General features: G+C 66.8%; 17 protein-coding genes. 5 read left to right on the plus strand and 12 right to left on the minus strand.

Annotation, left to right across the window (positions count from 1 at the left end):
• The first annotated feature begins 47 nt into the window (after nucleotides 1-47).
• The 4 genes from P5F91_RS19625 (at nucleotide 48) to P5F91_RS19640 (ending at nucleotide 5296) form a co-directional block, all read left to right on the plus strand.
• Nucleotides 48-707, plus strand: a complete 660-nt coding sequence (locus P5F91_RS19625; RefSeq protein WP_145613438.1) for a helix-turn-helix domain-containing protein — start codon at nucleotides 48-50, stop codon at nucleotides 705-707.
• Between the two features lie 165 nt (nucleotides 708-872).
• The gene (locus P5F91_RS19630) at nucleotides 873-2129 is read left to right on the plus strand and encodes an MFS transporter (protein WP_277908016.1); all 1257 of its coding nucleotides are present in this window, start codon (nucleotides 873-875) and stop codon (nucleotides 2127-2129) included.
• Nucleotides 2126-3118 (plus strand): dipeptide epimerase, encoded by a 993-nt coding sequence (locus tag P5F91_RS19635; protein WP_277908017.1) that lies wholly within the window; start codon nucleotides 2126-2128, stop codon nucleotides 3116-3118. The genes P5F91_RS19630 and P5F91_RS19635 overlap by 4 nt, the downstream gene beginning before the upstream one ends.
• A gap of 138 nt (nucleotides 3119-3256) precedes the next feature.
• Nucleotides 3257-5296 (plus strand): hypothetical protein, encoded by a 2040-nt coding sequence (locus P5F91_RS19640; RefSeq protein WP_277908018.1) that lies wholly within the window; start codon nucleotides 3257-3259, stop codon nucleotides 5294-5296.
• 15 nt (nucleotides 5297-5311) lie between these two features.
• On the opposite strand, the gene P5F91_RS19645 is transcribed toward P5F91_RS19640, so the two are convergent.
• On the minus strand, nucleotides 5312-5722 hold the full coding sequence (locus tag P5F91_RS19645) for a group II truncated hemoglobin (RefSeq protein WP_145613442.1): 411 nt from the start codon (nucleotides 5720-5722) through the stop codon (nucleotides 5312-5314).
• A 282-nt stretch (nucleotides 5723-6004) separates the two neighbouring features.
• On the opposite strand from P5F91_RS19645, the gene P5F91_RS19650 reads away from it, so the two are divergent.
• Nucleotides 6005-8272 (plus strand): glycoside hydrolase family 3 C-terminal domain-containing protein, encoded by a 2268-nt coding sequence (locus P5F91_RS19650; protein WP_277908019.1) that lies wholly within the window; start codon nucleotides 6005-6007, stop codon nucleotides 8270-8272.
• A 61-nt stretch (nucleotides 8273-8333) separates the two neighbouring features.
• Here the strand turns inward: P5F91_RS19650 and P5F91_RS19655 are convergent, their stop codons facing one another.
• The 11 genes from P5F91_RS19655 to tssI form a co-directional block, all read right to left on the minus strand.
• Entirely contained in the window at nucleotides 8334-8711 is a 378-nt protein-coding gene (locus P5F91_RS19655) for a hypothetical protein (RefSeq protein ID WP_145613444.1), read from the minus strand.
• Nucleotides 8712-8824: 113 nt separating this feature from the next.
• A complete protein-coding gene (locus P5F91_RS19660) occupies nucleotides 8825-9145 on the minus strand; it encodes a hypothetical protein (RefSeq protein WP_277908020.1) in 321 nt (106 codons plus the stop codon).
• A gap of 10 nt (nucleotides 9146-9155) precedes the next feature.
• On the minus strand, nucleotides 9156-9410 hold the full coding sequence (locus tag P5F91_RS19665; protein WP_277908021.1) for an Imm74 family immunity protein: 255 nt from the start codon (nucleotides 9408-9410) through the stop codon (nucleotides 9156-9158).
• A 35-nt stretch (nucleotides 9411-9445) separates the two neighbouring features.
• On the minus strand, nucleotides 9446-9805 hold the full coding sequence (locus P5F91_RS19670) for a hypothetical protein (RefSeq protein WP_145613447.1): 360 nt from the start codon (nucleotides 9803-9805) through the stop codon (nucleotides 9446-9448).
• Between the two features lie 14 nt (nucleotides 9806-9819).
• The gene (locus P5F91_RS19675) at nucleotides 9820-10083 is read right to left on the minus strand and encodes a hypothetical protein (RefSeq protein ID WP_277908022.1); all 264 of its coding nucleotides are present in this window, start codon (nucleotides 10081-10083) and stop codon (nucleotides 9820-9822) included.
• A 222-nt stretch (nucleotides 10084-10305) separates the two neighbouring features.
• On the minus strand, nucleotides 10306-10632 hold the full coding sequence (locus P5F91_RS19680; RefSeq protein ID WP_277908023.1) for a hypothetical protein: 327 nt from the start codon (nucleotides 10630-10632) through the stop codon (nucleotides 10306-10308).
• Between the two features lie 775 nt (nucleotides 10633-11407).
• Complete coding sequence (locus P5F91_RS19685) at nucleotides 11408-11641, minus strand: DUF6966 domain-containing protein (RefSeq protein WP_277908024.1); 234 nt, start codon at nucleotides 11639-11641, stop codon at nucleotides 11408-11410.
• A 70-nt stretch (nucleotides 11642-11711) separates the two neighbouring features.
• Nucleotides 11712-16115, minus strand: a complete 4404-nt coding sequence (locus P5F91_RS19690) for an RHS repeat-associated core domain-containing protein (RefSeq protein ID WP_277908025.1) — start codon at nucleotides 16113-16115, stop codon at nucleotides 11712-11714.
• A gap of 2 nt (nucleotides 16116-16117) precedes the next feature.
• Nucleotides 16118-16567: a DcrB-related protein gene (locus tag P5F91_RS19695; protein ID WP_277908026.1), complete on the minus strand. Its 450-nt coding sequence runs from the start codon at nucleotides 16565-16567 to the stop codon at nucleotides 16118-16120.
• Nucleotides 16568-16579: 12 nt separating this feature from the next.
• On the minus strand, nucleotides 16580-17443 hold the full coding sequence (locus P5F91_RS19700; RefSeq protein ID WP_277908027.1) for a hypothetical protein: 864 nt from the start codon (nucleotides 17441-17443) through the stop codon (nucleotides 16580-16582).
• Between the two features lie 54 nt (nucleotides 17444-17497).
• Nucleotides 17498-18368 (minus strand): type VI secretion system tip protein TssI/VgrG (gene tssI / locus P5F91_RS19705; protein ID WP_277908028.1); only part of this gene is annotated, 871 nt, incomplete at its 5' end.

Here is an 18368-nt window from a genome sequence, read left to right on the forward strand (position 1 = left end):
ACGTGGGGCTGGGTCTGCCGAGCTTGCAGAATGAGGGAGGGGAAGGCATGGCCAAATCCGCACCGGACCGGGCGCATCCGGCGCTGGCCCTGCGGGCGGCGCGGATCAAGCAGGGGCTGACGCTTCGTGCCCTGGCGGCCCGCATCGGCATGCCCTTCTCCACTTTGTCCAAGCTCGAGAACGGCAAGATGGAGATGACCTACGACAAGCTGCTGCGCCTGGCGCAGGGGCTGGGCGTGGACATCGGCACCCTGGTCAGCAGCCCGGGGCCGGAGGCCGAGCCGCCGCCGGCCGGCGGCCGCCGTAGCGTTTCCCGTGCCGGCCGGTCGCCAGGCGCCACCTCGGACGTGCATGCTCATCAGTACCCGGCGGCGGATCTGCTGGGCAAGCTGATGGTCCCCATCATCATCGAAGTGCGGGCCCGCAGCGTGGCGGAGATGGGCGGCATGGTGCGCCATTCGGGGGAGGAATACCTTTACGTCCTATCCGGCGCCATGGAACTGCACACCGACCTGTACGCGCCGTTGCGGCTGGAGGCGGGCGATTCGGTCTATTTCGACAGCGGCATGAGCCACGTCTATGTGCGGGTGAGCGAGGAGACATGCCGCGTGCTGTCGGTCTGCGCCGGGCCGGGGATTCAGCGTCTGGCCCAATCCGCGGCCAAGGCGTGGAAGCTGTCGCCGGCCACGGACGAGGAAACGGTTTGACACGCTGTTTCCGATATTGAAACACCCGCCGGCCTGTGTGATGCTGATCCCATCATGCAGATCGCACCCCCCGACAACGAAATTCCCAATGGGGAAATCCTCAGCGGGAAAATAACGAACAGGGACCTTCAGCCGTGGCCGCGCCCTGTCGCGGCGTGGTCGGCAGTGGCCCTGTTCTGCGTGGCGGCCGTCCTGTCCTACACGGACCGGCAGATCCTCAGCCTGCTGGTGGACCCCATCCGGGCCGACCTGGGCATCAGCGACACCCAGGTGGGGGTGTTGCAGGGGGTGGCCTTCGCCCTGATTTACTCCATCGCCGGATTGCCGCTGGGCCGCCTGGCCGACATGCTGCCGCGCCGCGCCGTCATTTGCGCCGGCGTCGGGCTGTGGAGCATCGGCACGCTGCTGTGCGGCTACGCCCCGTCCTTCTGGGTGCTGTTCGCCGGCCGCCTGATCGTGGGGGTGGGGGAGGCGGCGCTGGCCCCCGCCGCCATGTCCATGATCGCCGACATGTTCCCGGCTGAGCGCCGGGGCCTGGCCACCGGCGTCTTCGTCATGGGCATGACCATCGGCGGCGGTGTCGCCATCGCCATCGGCGGGGCCGTGCTGGGCTTGGCGGCCGCCGGCGGCTTCCAGGGCATACCCCTGCTGGATGGCTTGGCCGCCTGGCGCGCCGTCCTGGTCCTGCTGGGCCTGGCCGGCCTGCCGCTGCTGCTGGCCCTGCTGCCCATCCGTGAGCCGGCGCGCCGCAGCGAGGCGCTGGCGGGTGAGAAGGAGGCGACGTCGTTGCGCGAGATCTTCGCCCAGCTGGCGGCCGTGCGCACCGTGCTGATCCCGGTCATCGTCTGCTGCGCCTTCATGTCGGTGGGCGATTTCGCCCTGATCGCCTGGGCCCCGGCCCTGCTCAGCCGCCGCTACGCCATGACGCCGGACGCGGTGGGCCTGGCGCTGGGTTCCCTGGTCGTCGTCGCCGGCGTGGTGGCGACGGTGGCGGGCGGCGTCCTCAGCGATGTGGCGGTCAAGCGCTACGGCCCCTCCGGCCGCATCTGGGTCGCCACCCTGTGCGCCGTCCTGGCCTTTCCCTTCGCCCTGGTGGCGCTGGCGTCCTCCCCGAACCAGGTGCTGGCCGCCGTCACCCTGTGGACCCTGTTCTCCAGCGCCGCCGGCACCATCGGCATCACGGCGGTGCAGGAGATCGTGCCCAACCGGGCGCGGGGCCTCAGCGTTTCCTTCGTCGCGTTTGGCAACATCATGCTGGGTCTGGGTGGCGGCGCCACCCTGACCGGCTATGTCACCGACCATGTCTTCGCCGACCCCCTGGCCATCGGGCAGTCGCTGACGCTGGTCATCGCCCCCCTGGCCGGGGCCGCCATCCTGCTTTTCCTCCATGCCGCCCGAACCGCTCGGAGTGTCAGTCGGTGAGCCTGTCCGTCACCTATCGCCGGGACGCCATGCGCATGCGTGAGCCGTTCCGCATCTCTGGCTATTTGCTGCATGCCATGCCCGCCACGGTGGTTACCGTGGGTGACGGCACCCACTTCGGCCGGGGCGAGGCGGCGGGCGTCTATTACCTGAACGACGACCCGCCGCACATGGAGCGGGAGATCGAGCGGGTGCGCGACGCCCTTGAGGCCGGGGTGGACCGCCAGGGACTGCAATCCCTGCTGCCGCCCGGCGGCGCCCGCAACGCGCTGGACTGCGCCTTGTGGGAACTGGAGTCCCTTCAAAAGGCCACGCCCGTGTGGCGGCTGGCCGGGGTGCCGGAGCCCAAGCCCCAGGTCACCACCTTCACCCTGCCAGCCGACGACCCAGCGGAGATTTTGCGTCGCCTGGAAGCCTTCACCAGCGCCACCTCCATCAAGCTGAAGCTGGAGGGCAACCTGGCGGCGGACACGGAACGGGTGCGTGCCGTGCGCCGCGCCCGGCCGGACGTCTGGCTGTCGGTCGACGCCAACCAGGGCTTTGGGCCCGGGGATCTGGAACCGTTGGCCGCCATGCTGGTGGACCAGGACGTGGCGCTGCTGGAACAGCCGGTGCGCCGGGGTGCGGAGCATCTGCTGGACGGCTGGGACGCGCCCCTGCCCGTGGCGGCGGACGAGAGCATCCTGGACCTGAAGGAACTGCGCGAACAGTACCGACGCTTCGACATCGTCAACATCAAGCTGGACAAGTGCGGCGGCCTGACAGAGGCGCTGGCCATGGCGGCGGAGGCCCGGCGCCTAGGCCTGGGCGTCATGGTGGGCAATATGGCGGGATCGGTCCTGGCTGCCGCGCCCGGCTTCGTCCTGGCGCAACTGTGCGACGTGGTCGACCTGGACGGCCCGTATTTCCTGGCTGAGCCGGGGGCCGACCGGGGCATTTTCAACGCGGGGAAAGTGATGATTCCCGCTGACCTCTGGGGTTGGGGGTAACCCTTCCTCCGCCTGAGGCGGCTGCGCGGGGTATGTCGCCTGCGGCCTTCCCTGCCAGGGCGCGCATCCTCGACGGAACCGGTTCCCGGACTATCTCCCTTCCGCCGCTGTTCCCGCCGCCTGAAGGTGCCGCCCGCCATGCCGCGTTTCGCCCGACTGTTCGCCCCCATTGTCCTGGCTCTGTCCCTGGCGGGGGCGCCCGCCGCGTTCGCCGACGCGGGCGCGCTGTCCTACGGCCGCATCGAAGGGCGCAACATCAACCACTTCGTGCGTGACGGCGATGTGGCGGCCCATCTGCTGCTGCGCTCCGGCGCCGACCCGCGCATCGTCGTGGCCTTTCCTGCCGGCAACAGCGGCGCCGGCCTGTGGCTGGGTATCCCGCAGGGCCAGGGCTCCGGTGACTGGACCCTGACCACCCCGCCCATCCCGGTGACGGAGAGCGACGGCCAGGGACGGCCGCTGCATGGCATCACCTTCCAGGCCAGCCTGGCGGCCGGCACCGTCGGTATCCGCCAGGCGGTGCTGTCCAGCGTTCGCGTCCTGCGCGATTACGATGCCCTCCGCACCGTGCCCGACAGCATCAGCCCGGACCTGATGCGCGACGGCGCGCGCTTCGTCTGGGCGCGTGACCGGCTGGACGGCAAGGCCGGCTATCGCCTGACGGTGGAGGTGGTGCACGGGCAGGCGACGGAGACGGGCCTGAAGGCCGACCCCGACGGCACCATCGGCCTGCGCGTCACGGCCCTGACGGGAGAGACGCCGCTGACTCCCTTGCCGGCGGACGCCCTGCTGAATTCCCAGGCGGCGAATGACGTGGCGACCCGCGACACCCTGACCTTCCTGAGCTACCGCGAGAAGTTCCTGGCCGGCTCCTGGCGCTTCGACACCTATTTCGGCCGCGACACCATGATGTCCCTCATGCTGCTGATGCCGGTCCTGCAGGGGGATGCGGTGGAGGCGGGCCTGCGCTCCGTCTTCGCCCGCCTGTCCCTGATCGGCGAGGTGGCTCATGAGGAGGATGTGGGCGAATTCGCCATCCTGGATCACCTGAAGCGGGAGGCCACCGCGTCGGATGACCCCGTCTACGATTACAAGATGGTGGACGGCGACTTCATGCTGCCGGCGGTGACGCGGGCCTGGCTGCTGGACGATGCCCAGGGCCGGGCGCGGGCGGCGGCCTTCCTGGCCAGCGGCGACGGCCGCGCCGACCAGGTGGGCCCGGTGGGGCGCGACCTGGTGCAGAACCTGCGCTATGTCGTCTTGCACGCCGCCGCCTTCGCGCGCGAGCCGCGCTATTCCAACATGATCCGGCTGAAGCACGGTTTGCCCGTGGGCCAGTGGCGCGACAGCAATGACGGCCTCGGCGGCGGCCTCTATGCCTATGACGTCAACGCCATCCTGGTGCCGGCCGCGCTGGAGGCCTGCGCCGCGTTGCTGAAAAGCGGGTTGCTGGATCCTTATATGGACCCGGGCGACCGGCCGCTGCTGTCGCGCGCCGCCGGCATGGCGGCGGTATGGCGGGCCAAGGCGCCGCCGCTGTTCACCGTCACCATCCCCGAACGCCGGGCCAAGGCGGAGGTGGCGGCCTATGCCCACGACCTGGGTGTGCCGGACACCGCCGCCGCGCTGGGACCGGGGCCGGTGCGCTTCCATGCCCTGTCGCTGAACCGCGATGGCACGCCGGTGCGGGTGATGCAGTCCGACGAGGGCTTCGGCCTGCTGTTCGGCCGGCCCGACGCCCGCACCCTGGACCAGGTGGTGCAGGGCCTGCTGCGCCCTTTCCCGGCGGGGCTGATGACCGACGCCGGCATGGTGGTGGCCAACCCCGTCTTCTCCCCGCCTGAGGTTCAGGCCCGCTTCACCCGCAACGCCTATCATGGCAGCGTGGTCTGGTCCTGGCAGCAGGCAATGATGGCGACAGGCTTGGAGCGGCAGGCGCGCCGTCCGGATCTGCCGCGCGCCACCAAGGCGCGGTTGCGCCAGGCCCAGGCGTCGCTGTGGCGCGCCATTGAGGCCACGCGCGGTCTTCAGAATTCGGAACTCTGGTCGTGGACCTACCAGGATGGCCACTACCAGCCGGTGGCCTTCGGCGCCAGTGGCGCCGACGCCGACGAGGCCAACGCCGCCCAGCTGTGGAGCACCGTCTACCTGGCCGTGCGGCCGCCTGCGGACCGCTGAGCCTCAGCCCGTCGGTTACTGGCCCGCCGGCTGCTGGTTGCGCATCCAGTCGGCCAGCGGGGCCAGGGCGCCCAGGATGGCCTGGCGGCCGCGCGGATCGGGGATGGTTTCATCCAGCGCCCGCTTCATGCACAACAGCCAAGCGTCCCGTTCCGCTTCACCAACCGAAAAGCCCATGTGGCGGGCGCGCAAGCGGGGGTGGCCGCGCTCGGCGGAATAGTCACCGGGACCGCCCATCCACTGTGCCAGGTACAGCGTCAGCACGCGTTTGGTCTCAGTCAGGTCCGGCGGATGGATGGCGCGCAGGTCGCGCGCCTCCGGAAGGGTGTCCATGTTGGCGTAGAAGGCTTCCACCAGCCGGGCGACGGGGCCCATCCCGCCGATCAGCTGGTAAAGGGTGGTCTTCTGCTCGCTGTCGCCGGTCATGCATCGGGCCTTGGTGGGAACGCTATTCCCTTTGCGGGATGCCGGGCGTTCTACCCCAAAGCGGGCACCATCGGAAGCGCGGCCCGGCAAGGGCAGGGGCGCGTTGCGGTGGCGCAATAGTCATGGGATATCCAATATCCCGGAATTATCGCCTTCGCCCATCCGCGCGGGGCTGGTATGAAGGGAGGCGCGCACCCGCCCGGGTACGCCAGGGAGGTCCGCGCCAGCGGTGTCGCCATCGGCGATGTCGCCTTGACGACTAAACGAAAATTGGAAACGTCCATGTCGGTTAAACATCACCTGCTGCTCTCGACTGCGTTGCTTATGACAACGCTTACCCATGCCGTTTCCGCCGCCGATGCGCCGGCCGCCACGGCCCCGGTCGCTCCGGTCACGGGCGCCTGGCAGGATGCCGCGCAGTCGCCGGACGCGCGCACCAATGCCCTGCTGAAGGTGATGACGCGGGAAGAGAAGCTGCAGCTGGTGTTCGGTTACTTCTCCACCGACTTCAAGCCAAAGGCGTATACGCGCGTCGAGGGCGGCATGGCCGATTCCGCCGGCTACATTCCCGGCATCGCCCGGCTGGGCATTCCCGCCCAGTCGCAGACCGACGCCGGCGTGGGCGTGGCCACGCAGGCCAGCCCCACCCCGCGCCTGCGCACGGCACTGCCGTCCGGCCTGGCCACCGCCGCCACCTGGAACCCGGAAATGGCTTTCGCCGGCGGCGCCATGATCGGTGACGAGGCCCGGCGGTCCGGTTTCAACGTGCAGCTGGCCGGCGGCACCAACCTGATGCGGGAGCCCCGCAACGGCCGCAACTTCGAGTACGGCGGCGAGGATCCCTTGCTGGCCGGCACCATCGTCGGCCATGCCATCAAGGGCATCCAGTCCAACAACATCATCTCCACGCTGAAGCACTATGCCTTCAATGATCAGGAGACCAGCCGCAACTTCATCGACGTGAAGGTCGATGAGGCGGCCGGCCGTCAGTCCGACCTGCTGGCCTTCGAGATCGCGCTGGAGACGGGCAAGCCCGGCTCCGTCATGTGCTCCTACAATCGCGTCAATGGCGCCTATGCCTGTGAGAATGACTGGCTGCTGAACCAGGTCCTGAAGAAGGACTGGGGCTTCAAGGGCTTCGTCATGTCCGACTGGGGCGCCACCCACTCCACCGCGCCGGCCGCCAACGCCGGCCTGGACCAGCAGTCGGGATATCCCTTCGACAAGTCGCCCTACTTCAAGGACGCCCTGGATGAGGCGGTGAACAACGGCCATGTCAGCGCCGCCCGCCTGGACGACATGGCCGGCCGCGTGCTGCACGCCATGTTCGCCAACGGCCTGTTCGAGCATCCGCTGAACGGCGACCAGGCGGCCACCATCGACTACGCCGCCCACGCCAAGGTCACCCAGGCCGACGCGGAGGAGGCCATCGTCCTGCTGAAGAACCAGGGCGACGTGCTGCCCCTGGCCAAGACCGTCAAGACCATCGCCATCATCGGCGGCCATGCCGACGCGGGTGTGCTGTCGGGCGGCGGTTCGGCCCAGGTCTACCCCTACGGCGCCCCGACCAACGGCCTGATCATCCCCAACGAGGGTCCCGCTTCCTTCCCCGGCCCCATGGTCTATGACCCGTCGTCACCCCTGAAGGCGCTGCAAGGCCTGACCCAGGCCAAGATCACCTACATCGACGGCAAGGACGCCAAGGCCGCCGCCAAGCTGGCCGCCGGCAGCGACGTCGCCATCGTCTTCGCCACCCAATGGACGGGTGAGAGCCAGGACGCCATCGACCTGAACCTGCCCAATGACCAGGATGCCCTGATCAAGGCCGTGGCTGGCGCCAACAGGAAGACGGTAGTGGTGCTGGAGAGCGGCGGCCCCGTTGTCATGCCCTGGCTGGACCAGGTGGCGGGCGTGGTCGATGCCTGGTACCCCGGCACCAGTGGTGGCGAGGCCATCGCCCGCGTGCTGGCCGGGGAGGTCAATCCCTCCGGCCACCTGCCGGTCAGCTTCCCGGCCTCGGTCGATCAGCTGCCGCGCAAGGTGGTGGACGGCGACCGCAAGGACAAGGCTGAGCACCCGCACGTCGATTACACCATCGACGGCGCCGCCATCGGCTACAAATGGTATGAGAAGAAGGGCCTGAAGCCGCTGTTCCCCTTTGGCTACGGCCTTAGCTACACGACCTTCGCCACGTCCGACTTGGCGGCCGCGCCCGAGGGCAAGGGCCTGAAGGTCAGCCTGGCCCTGCGCAACACTGGCAGCCGCGATGGCAAGGCCGTGGCCCAGGTCTACGTGGCGCCGGCCGACGGCGGCTGGGAAGCGCCGAAGCGCCTCGGCGCCTTCCACAAGGTGGCGCTGAAGGCCGGTGAAAGCCAGAGCGTGACCTTGACCGTGGACCCGCGCCTGCTGGCGACCTACGACGTCGCGGCGCATGCCTGGAAGATCAAGGGCGGCGACTACACGGTGATGACCGGTACTTCGTACCAGGACATCACGTCCAAGGTGACCGTGCACCTGCCCGACGCCACCCTGCCGGCGGCCGTGCAGTAATAGTGTTCGGCGTTTGAAGTACGGGGGGGCGTCCTGCGGGGCGCCTCCTTTTCTTTTGGGCTCAGCCGGCCAGGCCGGCCTCGGCGCGGCAGGCGGCGGCAATGGGCTTGGCCTTGTCCATCAGCAGGGCCGGCGGGGCGGTCACGCCCTTGCGCTCCTGCTCCGCCAGCGTTTGGACATCGGCATCGCTCAGGGCCGTGTTCACCCGGGTGGCGGTGCAGTCACAGAAGCTGTGCAACTTGGCGTCGGCCACCCCGGCGGGCGATGAGGTCCGCGCCGCCTGGAAGCATTGCGCGGCGAAGTTGGCCGCCATGGTGGCGCGGAACTCCGCCACCTCGGAAGGCGGCTGCGGCGACACGCGCATGACGGCGACCCCGAAACCGGCCGCGCCACAAACGGCGACGATGGCGGCGGTCACCCAGGTCTTGTTCATCGGCATCGGCGGCTCTCCGTACTAAGTATCCCAAGTGTACAGGGATTCTGGACGGATGGGGCGGGTTTGTCGGGTGGGCGTGAGCTAAATGTTTTGAATCAAATAGGGTTCCGTTGCCATTACGCTTCGCGGATCCGAAAATTACTGGGACTATTCCAGGATATTACCCTGAACCGTTGGCGGATATGCCCGGCTTCCCGATAGTGGGCGACCAGTTCCGCCGGACACCAGTCGCGCCCATCTGCGAACAGCGCGCCGATGTCGATCAGCACCCGGATAAGCGCAATCCTGTCTTCTTCCGTCGGCACGGCGCGGGCCAGTCGGCCATCCTGCGGCAGGAAGCCCAATCGGGCCAGGTCCACCTCATCGGTGGGCGTCATGGCTCGCGCCACCGCGCGTCTCCCGGCCAGTTCGGTGACGATGATTCCCTCGTCCGGCATGGCTGGCGCTTCATTCGAAGTCAACGAGCGTCCCCCGAGTGTCGAAATGGCTCTGGATGGCCCTCACTATGTTTTCCTTCTCGACCCCGGTGGCCGGCCGCCGCGCACCGGCCGCGTCCAGCATGAAGATGGCGTTCAGGTAGACGACATAGCCGGGCAGGAGCTGGTCGCCGGGCGCGAGGCCCTCGCCCTCGGCCACCGCCTTTCCGGCGCGGCTTTCCAGATAAATGCCCTCGCGGGAGACGGTGGTCACGGTGTAGTCCATCTTCGGCCTCGCAGGACGATCAGCTGCCTGCCGCATTAATAGGCCGGCCCCAACCGGACCAAGGCGCGCTTCTTGGGGTCGTAACCGAAATGCCAGTCCGGCCATTGTTCCGCCGGCATTTCCGCCGCGCAGACCACGGACATTCCGGCCTCGATGTGATGGGAGAGGTATTGGAAAGCGTGGCCCGGTGGCGAGGGCAGTTCCACCACCGGCGTGCCATCGCGGCCGAAGACCGTCAGCCTATGCGGCAGGGCGGGTGGGTTGGCGATCAGGACGAACAGCAGGTCACCCTGCGCATGGGCTGAATCGGCGCCGGGAACAGTGAGGATGAGGGGGCCGTCCTCTCGCATCCAGCAAACGTTCTCGCCGTTCCGCACCGTCATCAGTCCATCCATGGCGCCCTCCGCCCTTACATCGCGATGCCTCGGTCTTTGCCTGGTGGCGTCATCAGCCGGTCGTCGGCTTGGCGGCGTCGGCACAGGCTCACCAGGGGCAGCGCTGCCGAAAGGTCCTGTCGATAAAGCTCGAATTCCGCCGGGCTGATCTCGTAGCGCTCTTCGTAATCGACCAGACGGTTACTGACCGGGATTGACAGATAGAACCGGCCGCCATCGCGTTCCACCCCGATGCTGAAGCGATGGTCGCAACTGACGGCGATGTCTGTGCTCTTCATGGTCCGGTTCCTTCTGATGGGCCCTTATGTCCAAGTCATGATGATGGAGCTGCTGCCGCCCTTGAGGTCGTAACAAGAAGCTAGGGTGCACTTAGGAGAAAGGTAGCATCTAAATGCCACTTCAATGCAGTTTCTTGAATTAGATCCAAGAAACAGAGATCGCGCAGTCGCCCCCTCTGGGGTCATAATAAGATATAATTTCGCCCCAAGAATATTTGTATATCATATGATATTTATCAATTTCTGCCGGGACCCCAAGAATATTTCCCAGGAATTATCGTGCTCTGGCTTCATTTGTTGCGAATCGGTCGCATTTATATCGCTAATATATATATTGAAGCCCATTAATTTTTTTGCAAAGAACTTCATTGAAGTGATTATTTTTCTCCCATAAAAAATGTGAGGGCCTGAGTTTCTGTGAACCCAGCCATTGCCAATATCGAATTCCCTGAAGAACGATATTCCGCTAACCGTGATACTGGCTAAATCTTGGCCCTTATGAAGGGAAATTCCCTCAACTATGACTTCTCCGGTTTTGATGTCGAACATCTTCTCCTCATTCTGGTGGCGTTGGACATCCTTCGTAAATTTCGGTAAAAACCTAAATTGCGCCACCGTATCCTAAATGATGTTTGGAGATTGTTTCGATTGATCGCTTTGGTTTGTCAAATATACAACATTATGCTATTCAATATAGATATATCTTATCGCGCTTTTATTTTACCTCGAATATCTTCATTTTGCTTGGATCTCTAATTATTGCCCTGCCGGCGGTTCTATCAACCTCAATATTGCTGCATGTGCATTCTGAGAAATGAAGTGGGATGGATTCTGCTACACTATCGCAAATAAGACATTCGTAGAATATCTTCTTTCCGGCTGGATAACCTTGCGACGGGTTAAACCCTATATATTTCCGCTCTTTAGTCATAGCCCGCTATCTGTGACCGGTCAAATTTTTGCTGCGCCCAGCAGGCCGTCAACACTACTTGCCGATTTTGGTAACAAGTACTGGGCGGCCTGCCTCGCTATTCGAACCATAGACATCAGTCCAACCGGCAATAGCGGTCGATTTCTTTTAGCAAGCCATTATAGAAACCAATACATTATTCTATACCATTGCTTTCTTGAGTGGCCTATTCTCATTCTGAGTTTTAACGATAACGGAATATGCATCCTTTTCACTGTTCAGGAACGATTCGTCCTAGGTCATAACGGGCATACAGCGTATTGTTTTCCCTGATAATTTCGACGCCGTGGGCGTTGGTGATGGTTGTTTTAATCAATACTAGCTGCCTAGCTTTCATGTAGGGAAATATCTTCTTCATTCACATAATAAATGCCATAGCATATCATTGAGATCCGACAAATGTTTGTTAATTCTCTTCTGTTCTTCCCTATTGTTTTTTGCGATATAGAAGTCGGAGTAACTTCCTGCGCCGCCATATATGTGCTTCAATATCGATGCAGCTTCTTCGGTGGAGGCATTTTTCCCCTCGAGCGCATTAAGCATTTGCGAAAACGCTCTTATCCAGTTTCTCTCGTCGTTCTCCTTCATTAATATAATTACTTCCTGCACGATATTCTTCGCGGAGTCGATCTTTTCTTGAGGTGTCAATATTGGGCTCCTATTTTAAGGGCGTGGTTCCAAGAACTTCAACGCCATCAATCTTCCAAGGTTCTGGTATGAAGGTTTGCTGAATATTTTGACCGCCAAGATAGACACCATCCTGATAGCCTACAGGTCCCTCATATACCGTTGTTCCAGCCGGTATCTTCACCGCGTGCACCGCGTTGATGGGGGAATCCCCTTCCAAGACCCCTGTCTTCGGATTAATCCACTGCGGTTTGACAGCTGTGTCTATCCGGACTTGGGCTACAGATTGCGGGGGCTCCGTAGTGAACCATTGGCCCAATGGCTTTGAGGCGTCGCCACCTCGATAGTAGACAGTATCTTCAGTCAGAGTCCTCGCATTATATTTTCCACCCGCAAAGTTCGCAGCTGGCGTTCCTCTCATTTCAGCGAGAGGGCCGGGGTTTTCAATGGCATTGAACTCGTAAGCGCACGCCAATCCCATCGGGTCCACCCACTGTACCGGGTTGGGCGCGTAGGCGGCGATGTTGCTGCCGCCCCTGAGCCGGATGGGGTCCTGGGTGATGAAGCAGCCTTGGGCCGGGGCGTAGTAGCGGTAGCGGTTGTAGTGCAGGCCGGTTTCGGTGTCGTGGTACTGGCCCTGGAAGCGCAGGGGGTTGGGAATGGTGGCGACGGTCTGGCGGGCGAGCGCCCCCCAGGCCTTGTAGTCGGCGGCCCATACCACCTCGCCATTGTCGTTGGTCAGTTCCTGGGGCGTGCCCAGATGGTCCAGGTGGTAGTGGTAGGCCTGGGCGCGTTGTCCCGGTTCCGCCCGGCGCAGCTGGGCCAGGGGGCGGAAGGTGCCGGGCTCATAGACATAGACGGTGGCCAGGGGGTCGACGGGTGTTGATGCCGCTTCCGCCGGCTTCACCTCCACCGGGGCGCTTTCGGCCAGCAGCGTGTCGCCGTCCCAAAGGAAGGTGGTGCGCTGAATGGCGACGGACGCGGCGGGGCCGGCATCGTTGGCCGGGACGGGGCCCGCATGGGCGCTTTCCTTCCACACGCGGCGGCCGAAGGCGTCGTAGCCGAAGCGGGTGAGGGTGGTGCCCCGGCGGCCGCTTTCCTCCACCGCCGTGAGGCGGTTGCCGGCGTCGTAGCGGTAGTCCACGGTCACGGCGCCGCCGGCGGCGCGCCATTCCTTCACCCGGTTGCCCCAGGCGTCATACTCGAACTTGGCATCGCCATGGACCAGCAGGCGGTCGCCCCGGGCCTCGCCGCCCCAGAAGGCGGCATCCGGGCCGGAGGCCAGGATGTTGCCGGCGGGGTCGGTGACGAAGCTTTCGGGGTTCGTGCCCTCCACCGACAGCAGGCGGTCGCAGGCGTCGTAGTGATAGCGCTTCACGCCCCGCCGTGCGTCCTCGATGGCGGTCAGGGTGTCGGCGCCGTCATAGCCATAGGCGCGGGCGTAGACGGCCTCACCTAGGCTCCCGCCACCGGCGCGCCGCCGGCCCTCCTGGCGGATCAGGCGGCCCTGAGGGTCGAAGGCCTGGATTTGGTGGACGTTGCCGGCCAGACGCTCCACCTCCCGCCCCGCCGCGTCGCGGGCGAAGCGGGCCAGGGCCTTGCCGTCCAGCCCCACGGCCGCCGGCAGGTTGTCCGGCCCCCAGGCCACCTCCAGCCGGCGCCCATCCGGCAGGATGGTGGCGATACGCCGGCCCCGGGCATCGCGTTGGAAGCGGATCTCCTGGTCGCCCTGCCGCTCCGCTGTCGGCCGTCCGGCGGCGTCATAGGTGAAGGCCACCCGGGTATCGGGCGTCTCGGCGGACAGCAGCCGCCCCTGCGGGTCGTAGCCGAAGCGATGGCTGTTCCCGTCGGCGTAGAGCGTCTCCAGCAGGCGCCCGGCGGGGTCGCGGTTGAAGCGCGTCGCGCGGCCCTGGTCCACGGCGGCGGTGACCAGGCCGGCCGGGTCGCGGTGGTACTCCAGCCGCCGGCCGTCAAAGCCGGTCTCCCCCACCAGCCGGCCCGCCAGGTCATAGTCCAGCCGATATTGCTCCCCCTTCTGGTTGCGCAGGGCCACCAGGTTCAGTTCGCTGTCGTAATGATAGCGGAAGACCGAGCCGTCGGCGGCAATACGCTCTACCGGATAGGGCAGGCCGTCATAGCGCCAGCGGGTCACGCGGCCCAGCGGGTCGCGGTGCAGGGTGACGTGGTCCTCGGCGTCGTACTCCAGCGTCACCGTGCCGCCGTCGGGGCGGTGGACGGTGGTGATGTTGCCGTTGGCGTCGCGCTCCAGCCGCACGGGGGCGTCCTCGCCCCGGCGCATCTCCACCACCCGGCCCAGCGCGTCATGGGCATAGCGGCGGCGGTCGGCGCGCGCCGTGCCCTGCGCCAGCAGATCGCCGGTGGGGGACCAGGTGAAGCGCGCCAGCAGGCCCAGCGCATCCTGGATGGCCAATGGCAGGCCACGGGTATCGCGCGTATAGCGGGTGGTATGGCCCAGGGGGTCGGTATGGGTCGCCAGGTTGCCGCGCCGGTCGTAGGTGAAGCTGTCTTCGGTGCCGTCGGCCCGTGTCACCCGCACGGGTTGGCCGAAGCCGGGCCGTGTGAGATCGGCGGGGACGTTGCCGCCCTCATACGCCAGGTGGGTGACGGCGCCGTCGACCTCGGTCCGCTGCGCCAGGCGGCCCAGGGCGTCGTAGGTCAGCCGCAGCGTGCGACCATCCGGCCCCGTCAAGGCCAGCAGATTGCCGGCTTGGTCGTAGCGGTGGCGGGTGACGCCGCCTACCGGGTTCACCTCCTCCTCCACCAGGCCCAGGCTGTTCCAGCGATAGCGGGTGACGGCACCCAGGCCGTTGGTCACCACCGTGGTGTGCGCCTGGACGTCGTAGGCCATGCGGGCGCGGTACAGGCCGGCCTCGCCGGACAGGTGCACGCCCCAGGTATCGACGCAGCGGGCGCGGCGGCCCAGCGCGACGTCGTCCCAGACGAACTGGAAGCGCAGGCCGCCGCGCCGCGTCTCTTCCACCAGCAGGTGGTTGTCGTAGCGGTAATGCCAGGCGTTGCCCCGGGCGTCGCGCGCCTCCACCAGGTCGCCGGCCGCGTCATAGGTGTAGCTGACCAGGCGCAAGGGCTGGTCACCACCGGCGGGATCGGGACCGTCCACCGCGGTGATGCGGCCGGCCTCGTCGGTGGTGACGGTGAAGGCGCGGCCGGCGCTGTCCTGGATGCCGGTCAGGCGGCCGCCGGGGCCGCGATGCAGCAGGATGGCGTTGTCGTTGGGGTCGACGACATGCGCCAGGTGGCGCAGGCCGCTCTGTTCGTCCCGGTCGCCGAAGACGTAGACCAGGCCGCCGTAGGTGGCCAGCCAGTAGCGCTGGCCGTCGGTGTGCAGCACCAGCCGTTCCACCACGTTCAGGCTGGGGCGGCCGGGGGCTGGGTCGAGGAAGAAGGCCAGGCGCCCGTCGGCCAGGCGCGCGGCCCAGCCGCCGCCGTTGATCCAGCGGTACAGCACCATGTCGTGCGGGTGGTGCCAGCCGGACCCCAGCTCGCCCACCAGGGTGGAGCTGGACATCCAGGTGCGCGACCAGACCAGGGGCAGAGGGCCCGCCACCTCGAAATCCGCGGCCTGGGTGAACAGCTCGCCGGTGGCCACGTCCACCGGATGGCCGGCGGTGTAGCGGGTGGCCAGCTTGCCGCCGGCGAAGCCTCCTGCGGCCCCGCCCAGGGCCTCGCCGATGATGCGTCCCCGCTCTCCGCCCACCGCCTGGCCGATGGCGCCGCCCACCTTGGAGCCGGCGTAGCCGCCCGCCATGCTGATGACCGTGGTCTCGCCGAAGGTCGCCAGGCCGCACAGCCCTTCCGCCATGAAGGCGCCGGCGGCACCGGCGCCCAGCGCCAGAAGCGAGCCGCCGATCATCAGGTATTCGGCCGCCGTGTTGGCCCAGTCCGGCACCTCGCCATGAATGGACATGTAGGTGCCGGGCTCGCGGCCGATGAAGACGTCGTGCGAACCGTCCATGATGGACCCGTCGCACTCCAGCTTGTCGGCGATGCGGGCGGCGGGCTTGCCGTTGATGAAGACCGTCTTGCTGCCCTGGGCGATATGTTGGTCAGGCGGCCCGTCGCGCGAACAGGCGGCCGCGTCCTGGATGGCGCGGGCGGCGGGCTTGTCGTTGATCAGCACGTTGTCGGAGCAGTCGGGCGAGATCACGCCGGTCTGGTCGGTGAAGGTGCTGCCCAGCGCCTCCCCCAGCAGGGCGCCGCCGCCGGTCGCCGCCATGGCGCCGCCCACCGCCGCGATGACGCCCAGCGCTGCACCGCCCGTGCCCACCACGGCGATGACCGCCAGGGCGGCACCCAGGCCGATGGCCGCGCCGGCGATGAAGCCGGACAGGGCACTGGTGTGCTGGATGGGATCCCCCAGCCGGGCGGCCCCATATTGCGGCGCGCCGCCGTCCATGGTCAGGCCCCGGTGCCGGCCGGGCTCGGCCAGGCGAAGCTGTTCAGGATCTGCATGAACTGGGCGTTGGCGTCCGCGAACTCCGTCAGGCGGGCGGTGTTGACGATGGTGATGCAGCGGCCGTCGGGCAGCAGGCTGTAGATCTGGCGCTGCTTGATGGGGCCGGCGCCGCCGTCCCACTGGAACAGCAGTTCCACCGCCGGGCGGCCGGCCAGCATGACGTCCTGCCGGGTGATCAGCTGGAAGCTGCGCGCCCGGGCGATCAGATCCTTCAGCTGCCGGTTGACGTACGCGCCCAGGCCTTCCTCCGCCTGTGGCCGGTCATAGGCGATCATGATGTTGGGCACCACGGGGCTGCCGCTCGGCGGGGCGGACCAGGCCACCATGGAGCGGTCGATCCAGCTGTCCGGCAGCTGGATGCTGAAGTCTAGCGTGCGGCAGGTCTGCGGCATGGTGGGTTTCCTTTAGATCTGGCCCAGGATGCGGGCGACCGCGACGGCGCTGTCGGCGTCCGCGTTGCCGGTGCTGGGCAAGGCCGAGGCGGTCTGGCCCAGGGTCGGCGTCTGGCTCGGCAGGGGAGATTGCCCCGCGCCCGATGTCTGGAAGGCCGGTGCCTGATAACTTGGCGCCTGGTAACTGGGCGCTTGGTAACCGGGCACCTGGTAACCGGGTGTCTGATAGCTGGAGGCCTGGACACCGGGCAGAGTGCCGCCCTGGTTCCACGATCCAGCCTGCGGCCCGGCGGTGTAGGGCGAGAGGGGCGGCGTTGCGGAAGAGGTCGCGACCACCGGCGGCGGGGCGTAGGACGGCTGCGTCAGGCCCGTGGGCGACAAGGTCGGGGAGGTGAACCCAGGCGTGACCCCAGGTGCGGCCATCGAGGGCGTGCCCACGGTAGGCGCGGCCATGGTGGGGGCCGAGAGCGAGGGGGCGGCAACCGAGGGCGCCTGGGGCAAGGATGGCAGCCCGGTGTTCACGCCGGCGGCCGACGCCAGGTTGGACAGGCCTGACGCCGTCGACGCCCCCGGAATGCTGGAGGCGCCGGGGATGGCCGGGCTGGCCAGGGAAGGGGCGCCGAGAGCGGGCGCGCCCAAGGAGGGGGTGGCCAAGCCAGAGCCGCCGCCGAGCAGCTGGGCCGCCTGCGCCGCGCTGCCCAGGGGGGCGCCGACGGAAGAGGGCAGGGCTGGCGCGGCGGCGTTGGCCAGCGCCCCGAGGTCGCCGGCGGAACCGAAGCCGGCCGGGGCCGCCGATAGTGACAGGGGCGTGTAGGGCTGGATGCCGAGGCTGGCGCCGATGGCGCCGGGCTGGATCAGGGCGGGAAGGTCAAACATCCGGAAATCTCCCGGGAAATGAAGGGGTCTGGCCTGGGATTGCGCGCGTCGGCGTCAGCCGCTGCAGTTCAGCCAGATTTTCTGGCCGTCCTGGCTGATGCCGTCCTTGTCCAGAACCACGGTGCTGCCGTTGCTGGTCAGGATGATGTGGTCGGTGGTCATCTGCAGGGAGCTTTTGCCCACCTGCAGCACGACCATCTCGCCCGCCACGTTCACCATGGACTTGCCCACGGTTTCGAACATGTTGTTCTGGACGACCATGGAGAGGTCTTTTTGGGAGTGGAAGGCGATCTCCTCGGCGCCGGCCTTGTCCTCCAGAGTGAAGAGGTTGAAGCCGCCGCCGCCGGGACTGCTGGCGGTGCGGAAGGTGGTCTGGGTTTTCTGAGCGGGCAGGCCGAGGGGGGCGGTGGTCTCGGAATTGGGGACGGAGCCCAGGATGACGGGGCGGTCCGGGTTGCCCTCCAGGAAGGCGACGACGACCTCCATGCCCATGCGGGGGATGGTCTGGGCACCGAAGCCGCGGCCGGCCCAGCCCTGGGCGACGCGGACCCAGCAAGAACTGCCCTCGTTGGACTGGCCGCGCCGGTCCCAGAAGAACTGCACCTTCACCCGGCCATGCTTGTCGGTGTGGATCTCCTGGCCCTTGGGGCCGACCACGACGGCGGTCTGCAGGCCGGAGATGCTGGGTCGGGGGGTGACGCGGCGGGGCACGAAGGGGGTGGCGGCCGGCAGGCAGGTGAAGTGGTTGGCGTAGCCTGAGTGGCTGGCGCCGCCGCCCTCATAGCTGAGGTCGCTGGCCCGGTGGCTGGCGGAGAGCACGACATAGGCGCCGTTCTCGGCGGCGACGGGATGGTCGGTCAGCTGGAAGCGGCCGCAGGGGGTCATGGAGCGGCAGTCGCTGGCGCCCTGCACCGTCTCGCGCTCC

The organism is Nitrospirillum amazonense, from assembly GCF_029594735.1.
GTDB lineage: Bacteria > Pseudomonadota > Alphaproteobacteria > Azospirillales > Azospirillaceae > Nitrospirillum > Nitrospirillum amazonense.

Coding starts and splice junctions, on each gene's coding strand:
- P5F91_RS19625 (WP_145613438.1), top strand. CDS start 48: ATGGCCAAATCCGCACCGGACCGGGCGCATCCGGCGCTGGCCCTGCGG.
- P5F91_RS19640 (WP_277908018.1), top strand. CDS start 3,257: ATGCCGCGTTTCGCCCGACTGTTCGCCCCCATTGTCCTGGCTCTGTCC.
- P5F91_RS19645 (WP_145613442.1), bottom strand. CDS start 5,722: ATGACCGGCGACAGCGAGCAGAAGACCACCCTTTACCAGCTGATCGGC.
- P5F91_RS19650 (WP_277908019.1), top strand. CDS start 6,005: ATGTCGGTTAAACATCACCTGCTGCTCTCGACTGCGTTGCTTATGACA.
- P5F91_RS19655 (WP_145613444.1), bottom strand. CDS start 8,711: ATGCCGATGAACAAGACCTGGGTGACCGCCGCCATCGTCGCCGTTTGT.
- P5F91_RS19660 (WP_277908020.1), bottom strand. CDS start 9,145: ATGCCGGACGAGGGAATCATCGTCACCGAACTGGCCGGGAGACGCGCG.
- P5F91_RS19665 (WP_277908021.1), bottom strand. CDS start 9,410: ATGGACTACACCGTGACCACCGTCTCCCGCGAGGGCATTTATCTGGAA.
- P5F91_RS19670 (WP_145613447.1), bottom strand. CDS start 9,805: ATGGATGGACTGATGACGGTGCGGAACGGCGAGAACGTTTGCTGGATG.
- P5F91_RS19675 (WP_277908022.1), bottom strand. CDS start 10,083: ATGAAGAGCACAGACATCGCCGTCAGTTGCGACCATCGCTTCAGCATC.
- P5F91_RS19680 (WP_277908023.1), bottom strand. CDS start 10,632: ATGTTCGACATCAAAACCGGAGAAGTCATAGTTGAGGGAATTTCCCTT.
- P5F91_RS19685 (WP_277908024.1), bottom strand. CDS start 11,641: ATGAAGGAGAACGACGAGAGAAACTGGATAAGAGCGTTTTCGCAAATG.
- P5F91_RS19690 (WP_277908025.1), bottom strand. CDS start 16,115: ATGGACGGCGGCGCGCCGCAATATGGGGCCGCCCGGCTGGGGGATCCC.
- P5F91_RS19695 (WP_277908026.1), bottom strand. CDS start 16,567: ATGCCGCAGACCTGCCGCACGCTAGACTTCAGCATCCAGCTGCCGGAC.
- P5F91_RS19700 (WP_277908027.1), bottom strand. CDS start 17,443: ATGTTTGACCTTCCCGCCCTGATCCAGCCCGGCGCCATCGGCGCCAGC.